We start from the raw sequence: 7,811 nt of genomic DNA, 5'->3' as shown, positions 1-7,811 counted from the left end.
CGCGGCCGGCTACCTGCCGCTCGCGGCACCGCCCGTGGCCGCCGCCACGGCGGCCCCGGCCGACGACGTGGTGATCAGCCAGGTCTACGGCGGCGGCGGCAACAGCGGCGCCACCTACACCCACGACTTCGTCGAGCTGTTCAACCAGGGCGACGGCCCGGTGACGTTCACGGGCTGGTCGATCCAGTACGGCAGCAGCACGGGCAACTTCGGCTCTGGGATCACCGACCTGCCGAGCGTCACCTTGGCGCCCGGCGAGCACTACCTCGTGCAGGAGTCGTCGACCGCGAACGTCGGCTCGCCGCTGCCGACCCCGGACTTCGTCGACCCCACCCCGATCTTCATGTCCAGCTCGGCCGGCAAGGTCGCCCTCGTCGATGACACCACGAGCCTCAACTGCGGCGCCGCCGCCACGCCGTGCGGCGCGACGCAGCTGGCCCACGTCGTCGACCTGGTGGGCTACGGCTCGGCCAACCTGTTCGAGGGCAGCGGCCCGACCGGCACGCTGTCGAACACGACCGCCGCCATCCGCAAGGAGGACGGCTGCCTCGACACGAACAACAACGCCTCCGACTTCGTCGTCGCCACGCCGAGCCCGCGGAACACCCAGTCCCCCGACACGCCCTGCAACTCGGGCGGCATCTCGGCCGACTGCGGGGAGGACCTGCTGGTCGAGGAGGGCGACCCCGGTGAGCAGCACGTCACGGCCACCGACCCGGACAGCGCGGTGGTCGACGCGGACGTCACCGACGTCACCCCCGACCCGTCACCCGGCACCATCGAGGTCACCCAGGTCGACCCGGCGGCCGGCCCCGGCGGCGAGCTCCAGGCCATCGTCACGGTGAGCGCCGGCGTCCCCGCCGGCACCTACGTCGTCGAGGTCACCTTCACCAACGACGACGCCACGCCCCAGACCGAGACGTGCACGTTCGACGTCGAGGTGGTCCACGTGATCACCCCGATGGCCATCCAGGGCCAGACCAACGGCGAGGACACGCTCACGTCCCCGCTGGTCGGCCAGCAGGTCGCGACGCGCGGCGTGGTCACCTCGGTGCTCGGCAACGGCTTCTTCATCCAGGACCCCGACGGCGACGGCGACCCGTCGACCTCCGACGGCCTGTTCGTGTTCACCTCATCGGTCCCGCTCGTCGCCGTCGGCGACAAGCTGCTCGTCGAGGGCTTCGTGTCCGAGTTCCGCCGGTCCGGCACCGTCGACCTCACGATCACCGAGCTGACCGCGCCGACCATCAAGCCCACCGGCACGGCCGCCCTGCCGAACCCGGTGCCCGTGGACGCCCCGAGCGACCAGCGGCTGATGCCCGGCATCGTCTACTGGGAGCGGCTCGAGGGCATGCGGGTCGTCGTCGACTCCCCGCGCGTCGTCGGCCCGACCAACACCTTCGGCGAGTTCACCGTCGTCGCCCGGCCCGACGCCAAGCCCCGGTTCGGCTACCAGCCCACCGGCGTGATGGTGCTGCGCCGGCTGACCGGCGACGAGGTCGACTACAACACCGAGCGCCTCACCGTGGACGACGAGACGAGGGTCGGCGGCGGCGACAACACCCGCGTCGTGACCGCCGGCAGCGAGACCGGCCAGGTGGCCGTGGCCGCCGGCGACCTGCTCGACGACCTCACCGGCGTGGTCGACTACCAGTTCTCGCTGTTCCGGCTCCAGCCCGACACCGACCCCGAGGCCTCGATCGTGTTCCGCCAGGGGCCGCCGGCGCCGGGCGCCAACGCGGTGCGGGCCACCGCCCCGGGGGAGCTCAGCGTCGTGACGTTCAACATGGAGAACGCCATGGACGCGGTGGACGACCCGAACAAGGCGGACAGCCCCATCCTCTCGGCCGCCGAGGTCGAGGTGAAGATGTCCAAGCTCACCCTCGCCGTCCACGACGAGCTCAAGTGCCCCGACGTCCTCCTCGTCGAGGAGATCGAGAACGCCACCGTGCTCACCGGCGACGCCGAGGGCGAGGTGCTCGGCACCAACGCCCAGGCGGTGATCCCGCGGCTGGCCGACCTCGGCTGCCCGTACGACGCCGTGAGCCGGGAGGCCACCGACGACCGCAGCATCGAGCAGGGGCTGATGTGGCGGACCGACCGGGGCATCACGCTCGAGAGCTACTACCTCACCACCGAGGGCGACGGGAACACGCCGGCCAAGCCGGACGACGAGCACGTCTTCGACGGGCTCGGCGCCTTCAACGACAGCCGGGAGCCGCTCGTCGGCGAGCTCACCGTGGACGGCGAGCCGATCGTCGTCATCGTCAACCACCTGGCGTCGAAGGGCGGCGACGACCCGCTGTTCGGCACCAACCAGCCGCCCACCCGGGTGAGCGAGATCCAGCGCAAGCTCCAGGCCGAGTACGTCCGCGAGTACCTCGACGACGTCGTGTTCGCCGCCCACCCGGGCATCGACGTGATCGTCGGCGGGGACCTCAACGACTTCCCGTTCCCGGAGCCGGGCGAGGGGACGAGCCCGGTGACGATCATCATGTCGAGCCCGACGCACTCGCTCCGCAACGTCGTGCTCACCCTGCCCGTGCCCGAGCGCTGGACGTACATCTTCCAGGGCAACGCCCAGGTCCTCGACCACCTGATGGTCGGCGGCAACCTGCGGCGCGCGTTCGTCGAGGCGGACATCGCCCACTTCGACGCCCGCTACGGCACCCTCTACGAGGACGACCCGAACCTGTCGGCGAGCGTGTCGGACCACGACCCGCCCATCGCCTGGTTCGACCGCAGCGAGCTGTAGGGCGTGGCGGCGGGGGCCGGGTCTCCGGCCCCTGCCGCACCCGCCATGATGGGCGCATGCCCTCATCCCCCTCCGAGCCCAGGGACGACGAGCTCCTCGGGCCGCTCCGGGAGGCGGCGACCGCGGCGATGGCCGACCTGGCCGCCCGCGACGCCGTGGCCCGTGCCTTCGCCGGCGACTCGACCCTCTGGCAGGACGACCCCACCGAGGTGGCCGACCGGCTCGGCTGGCTCCACGTGGTCGGCGAGATGCAGGAGCGGGCCGGCGACCTCCGCGAGTTCGCCGCCGGCCTGGCCGGCGAGGGGGCGGCCGACGCCGTCGTGATGGGGATGGGTGGCTCCAGCCTGTTCCCCGAGGTGCTGGCCCGGTCGTTCCCGGTCGGCGACGGCGGCCTGCGGGTCCGCGTGCTCGACACGACCGACCCGGCCGCCGTCCGCCGCGTGGCGGAGGACACGACCGAGGACGCGACGTTCTTCCTGGCGTCGTCGAAGTCGGGGACGACCGTCGAGACCCGCAGCCACCTCGACCACTTCTGGGCGAGGGAGGACGACCCGGCCCGCTTCGGCGCCGTCACCGACCCCGGCTCCGAGCTCGCCGTCCTGGCCAGGGAGCGGGGCTTCCGGGTGGTGTTCGAGAACCGGGCCGACATCGGCGGCCGCTACTCCGCGCTCTCGTACTTCGGGCTGGTGCCGGCCGCCCTCCAGGGGGTCGACGTCGACGGCCTGCTCGCCGCCGCGGCCGTCATGCGGGAGGGCCTGGCCCCGGGCGGCGACCCCACCGAGAACCCGGCGCTGCGCCTCGGCGCCATCCTCGGCGCCGGCGCCCGCAACGGCTTCGACAAGGTCACCCTGCTGCTCCCCGAGGAGATCTCGTCGTTCGGGCTCTGGGTCGAGCAGCTCCTCGCCGAGTCGACCGGCAAGTCCGGCACCGGCGTGGTCCCGGTGGTCGGCGAGGAGCCCGGCAACTACGAGGACTACGGCCGTGACCGGCTGTTCGTCAGCCTCGGCTGGCACCCCTTCGCCGAGGCCCTGGCCGACCGGGAGCACCCGGTCGTGGTCCTGCCCTGGGAGGACGACCCGCTCGGGCTCGGCGCCCACGTGCTGCTGTGGGAGCTGGCCACCGCCCTCTGCGGCGTGGTGCTCGGCATCAACCCCTTCGACCAGCCCAACGTGGCCGAGGCCAAGGAGGCGACGGCCAAGGTGCTGGCCGAGGGCCTGCCCGACATCGCCGTCGAGCCCCTCGACGAGGCGCTCGAGGCCGTGCAGCCCGGCGACTACGTGGCCGTGCAGGCCTACGTGGACCCGGAGGGCCCCGTCGCCGACGACCTCGCCCTCCTGCGGACCGTGATCCGCCAGCGGACCCTCGCCGCCACCACCCTCGGCTTCGGCCCCCGGTTCCTCCACTCCACCGGCCAGCTCCACAAGGGCGGCCCGCCGACCGGGGTGTTCGTGCAGGTCGTGGGCGACGACGACGAGGACCTCGCCATCCCGGGCCGGCCCTACGGGTTCTCCACCCTGAAGCAGGCTCAAGCCGCGGGCGACTACCTGACCCTGCGCACCCGCGGGCTGCGGGTCACCCGGGTGGGCGCCGACGAGGTGCACGCGCTCGCCGAGGAGCTCCGGTGACCGCGCCGGGGAGCGGCCGGGGCCGGCGACCCATACTGGTCCGATGAAGCTGGGGATGGTCGGGCTCGGGCGGATGGGCGGCAACATGGCCGAGCGGCTGCGGCGGGCCGGCCACCAGGTGGTCGGCTTCGACCCCCACAGCGAGGCCGCCGACGTCGCCTCCCTGGCCGACCTCGTCGCCGCCCTGGACCCGCCCCGGCTGGTCTGGGTCATGGTCCCGGCCGGCGACCCGACCGAGGGCGTCGTCCGGGAGCTGGGCGAGCGCCTCGACGCCGGCGACCTCGTCGTCGAGGGGGGCAACTCCAACTGGACCGACTCGGTCCGCCGGGGCGAGCTGCTCGGCGCGCGCGGGGTCGGGTTCGTCGACGCCGGGGTCAGCGGCGGGGTGTGGGGACTGGAGAACGGCTACTGCCTCATGGTCGGGGGCAGTGACGAGCACGTGGCCATGGCCCAGCCCGTCTTCGACGACCTCGCCCCGGAGGACGGCTTCGCCCACGTCGGCAAGGTGGGCACGGGGCACTTCACGAAGATGGTGCACAACGGCATCGAGTACGGGCTGATGCAGGCCTACGCCGAGGGCTACGAGATCCTCGACGCGTCCGGCCTCGGCATCGACGCCCACGCCGCCCTGTCGGCCTGGCGCCGGGGGAGCGTGGTGCAGTCCTGGCTGCTGGACCTGCTCGTCGCCGCCCTGGAGCGCACCCCGCACCTGGAGGGCATCCGCGGGGTGGCGATGGACTCGGGCGAGGGCCGGTGGACGGTCAACGAGGCCGTGCGCCTCGGCGTGCCCGCCCCGGTCATCTCCGCGGCCCTGTTCGCCCGCTTCTCCTCCCAGAAGGAGAGCTCGACGGCGATGAAGGTCGTCGCCGCCCTCCGCCACGAGTTCGGCGGCCACGCCGTGGAGGTCGAGCAGTGATCGACGCCGTCGTGCTGTTCGGCGCCACCGGCGACCTGGCCAAGAAGAAGATCTTCCCGGCCATCTACCACCTGACCGAGGCCGGCCGCTTCGACCTCCCCGTCGTCGGGGTGGCCAGCCGCGAGTGGTCCGACGACGACCTGCGGGGCTACGCGAGGGACGCCATCGAGGCCAAGGCGAAGGTCGACGAGGACGTGCTCGGGAAGGTCACGTCCCGCCTGCGCTACGTCAGGGGCGACTACCGCGACGACGCCACCTTCGACACCCTGAAGTCGGCCCTGGAGGGCTGCGAGCACCCGCTGTTCTACCTGAGCATCCCGCCGGCGCTGTTCGACGACGTGGTCGACGGGCTGGCCAGGGTCGGCCTCAACGAGGGCGGCCGGGTCGTGGTCGAGAAGCCGTTCGGGCGGGACCTGGCCTCGGCCCGGGAGCTCAACGAGTGCCTGCACCGGGCCTTCCCCGAGCACTCGATCTACCGGATCGACCACTTCCTCGGGAAGGAGCCGGTCGAGAACCTGTTCGTGTTCCGGTTCGCCAACTCCATGCTGGAGCCGATCTGGAACCGCAACTTCATCCGCAGCGTGCAGATCACGATGGCCGAGTCCTTCGGGGTGGACGGCCGGGGGAAGTTCTACGAGACCGTCGGCGCCCTGCGCGACGTCGTCCAGAACCACCTCCTGCTGATCGTCGCCCTGCTCGGCATGGAGCCGCCGGTGGCCTCCGACGCCGACGCCCTGCGCGACGAGTACGTGAAGCTGCTGCGCCAGGTCCGGCCCTTCGACCCCGACCACACCGTGTGGGGCCAGTACCGGGGCTACGCCGACGAGGACGGGGTGCAGGGCGGGTCGGACACCGAGACCTACCTGGCCACCCGCTTCGAGATCGACTCGTGGCGGTGGGGCGGGGTGCCGTGGCTCATCCGGGCGGGCAAGCAGCTCGCCGTCACCGCCACCGAGGCCGTCGTGGAGTTCAACGCCCCGCCCCGCCTGCTGTTCACCGAGGACGACAGCCCCACGCCGCACCCGAACCACCTGCGCTTCCGGCTCTCCGACGACGGCGGCATCACCGTCCACCTCTACGCCAAGGAGGCCGGCGACGAGATCAGGGCCAAGGCGGTCGACATCGCCATCTCGAACGAGCGGATCTTCGGCGACGTGCAGGAGGCCTACGAGCGGCTGCTCGGCGACGCCGTCGAGGGCGACGCCCGCCGGTTCGGCCGGGAGGACGCGCTCGAGCAGCAGTGGCGGATCGTCGAGCCCCTGCTCGACCGGCGCGGTCCCGTGCGGCTGTACGACAAGGGCTCCTGGGGCCCGACGGAGGCCGACGGGCTGATCGACGACCTCGGCGGGTGGCACGACCCCGCGCCGCAGGAACGCCCCGCATGACCCTCGCCGCCATCCCGTACGAGACGTTCCCCACGATCGACCTCGGCCCGCTGACGATCAGGACGTTCGGGCTCATGGTCGGGCTCGGCATCCTCGTCGGGGCCGTGCTGGCCGCCCGCCACGGCGAGCGGTACGGGGTGGACCGGGAGGTGTCCTACCGCCTCGCCACCCGCATGGTCGTCGCCGGCGTGATCGGCGCCCGGCTGACCTGGGACCTCACCCACCTCTCGGAGATCGACTCGCCGCTCGACCTGATCGCCGTGTGGGAGGGCGGGCTGCAGTTCAGCGGCGGGTTCATCGCCGCCGTGCTCGTCGGCCTGCCCGCCTTCCGGGCCTGGGACCGGGTGACCCGGTTCCGCATGCTCGACGGGTACGCGTTCGGCCTCACCGTCGGCCTCGCCCTCGGCCGGGTCGGCTGCTACGCCGTCGGCGAGCACCTCGGCGGCACGCCGACCTCGTTCTTCCTCGCCACCCGCTACGAGGGCGGCGACACCCGGGAGCCGGCCGTGATCGGCGAGGCCGTCCACAACACCGCCCTCTACGAGATCCTGTTCCTCGTCCCCCTCGCCGTCGTGCTGTGGCTGATCCTGCGCCGCCGCCCGGAGGCCGCCCCGGCGACCGCGGTCGGCGTGTTCGTCCTGTGGTACGGGGTGGCCCGGTTCCTCACCGACTTCCTGCGGGCCTACGACGAGGAGACGCTCGGCCTCACCGGCGCGCAGTGGATGTGCCTGGCCATGGTGCCGATCGGCGTCTGGCTGCTCGTGCGCAAGCGCCGCCAGACGGCAACCACCCTGGCCCGCCGGGCCGAGCGCCAGGCGGCGAGGGCGGCCGCCGGGCTCGCCGAGGACGGGGACGGGGACGAGCACGGGGAGCCGGTCGCCGCGGCCGAGCCGGCGCCGTCCGAGCCGTCGCCCCGCCCCGAGCGGGCCGCCCCGGCGACCGACTGACCGGCCCGCCGCCGCACTGAAGCGGGCGGTCCCGGCGAGCAGGAGAGGGGACCGCCGCCGCGCCCGGCGCGGGTGACCGAGCGGGCGGCCCGGCGAGCGACGGACGGGGCCGTCGACTAGCGCGGAGCGGGCGGTCCCGGCGACATGAGGTGGGGGCGCCGCCGCGCCAGGAGCGGGTGACCG

Annotated in this window: 5 protein-coding genes; all 5 read left to right on the top strand. The window is 73.2% G+C overall.

The features are described 5' to 3' along the window. Positions 1-2,755 (top strand): lamin tail domain-containing protein (locus tag VGB14_03665; protein ID HEX9992004.1); only part of this gene is annotated, 2,755 nt, incomplete at its 5' end. A 56-nt stretch (positions 2,756-2,811) separates the two neighbouring features. Further along, complete coding sequence (locus VGB14_03660; GenBank protein ID HEX9992003.1) at positions 2,812-4,380, top strand: hypothetical protein; 1,569 nt, start codon at positions 2,812-2,814, stop codon at positions 4,378-4,380. Between the two features lie 43 nt (positions 4,381-4,423). Next, positions 4,424-5,296, top strand: a complete 873-nt coding sequence (gene gnd / locus VGB14_03655; GenBank protein HEX9992002.1) for a decarboxylating 6-phosphogluconate dehydrogenase — start codon at positions 4,424-4,426, stop codon at positions 5,294-5,296. After that, positions 5,293-6,681 carry a glucose-6-phosphate dehydrogenase gene (gene zwf / locus VGB14_03650; GenBank protein HEX9992001.1) on the top strand — a complete coding sequence of 463 codons (1,389 nt, stop codon included), beginning with the start codon at positions 5,293-5,295 and terminating at the stop codon, positions 6,679-6,681. Before gnd ends, zwf begins: the two co-directional genes overlap by 4 nt. Continuing rightward, positions 6,678-7,628, top strand: coding sequence for a prolipoprotein diacylglyceryl transferase (locus VGB14_03645; protein ID HEX9992000.1), 951 nt, complete (start codon positions 6,678-6,680; stop codon positions 7,626-7,628). The genes zwf and VGB14_03645 overlap by 4 nt, the downstream gene beginning before the upstream one ends. Positions 7,629-7,811: the final 183 nt, after the last annotated feature.

Source organism: Acidimicrobiales bacterium, assembly GCA_036399815.1.
In the GTDB taxonomy this organism is placed as follows: domain Bacteria; phylum Actinomycetota; class Acidimicrobiia; order Acidimicrobiales; family DASWMK01; genus DASWMK01.
Note: the sequence above shows the minus strand (reverse complement) of the source record. Positions and strands in the feature narration are given on the sequence as shown.

Coding starts and splice junctions, on each gene's coding strand:
- gnd (HEX9992002.1), top strand. CDS start 4,424: ATGAAGCTGGGGATGGTCGGGCTCGGGCGGATGGGCGGCAACATGGCC.
- VGB14_03660 (HEX9992003.1), top strand. CDS start 2,812: ATGCCCTCATCCCCCTCCGAGCCCAGGGACGACGAGCTCCTCGGGCCG.
- VGB14_03645 (HEX9992000.1), top strand. CDS start 6,678: ATGACCCTCGCCGCCATCCCGTACGAGACGTTCCCCACGATCGACCTC.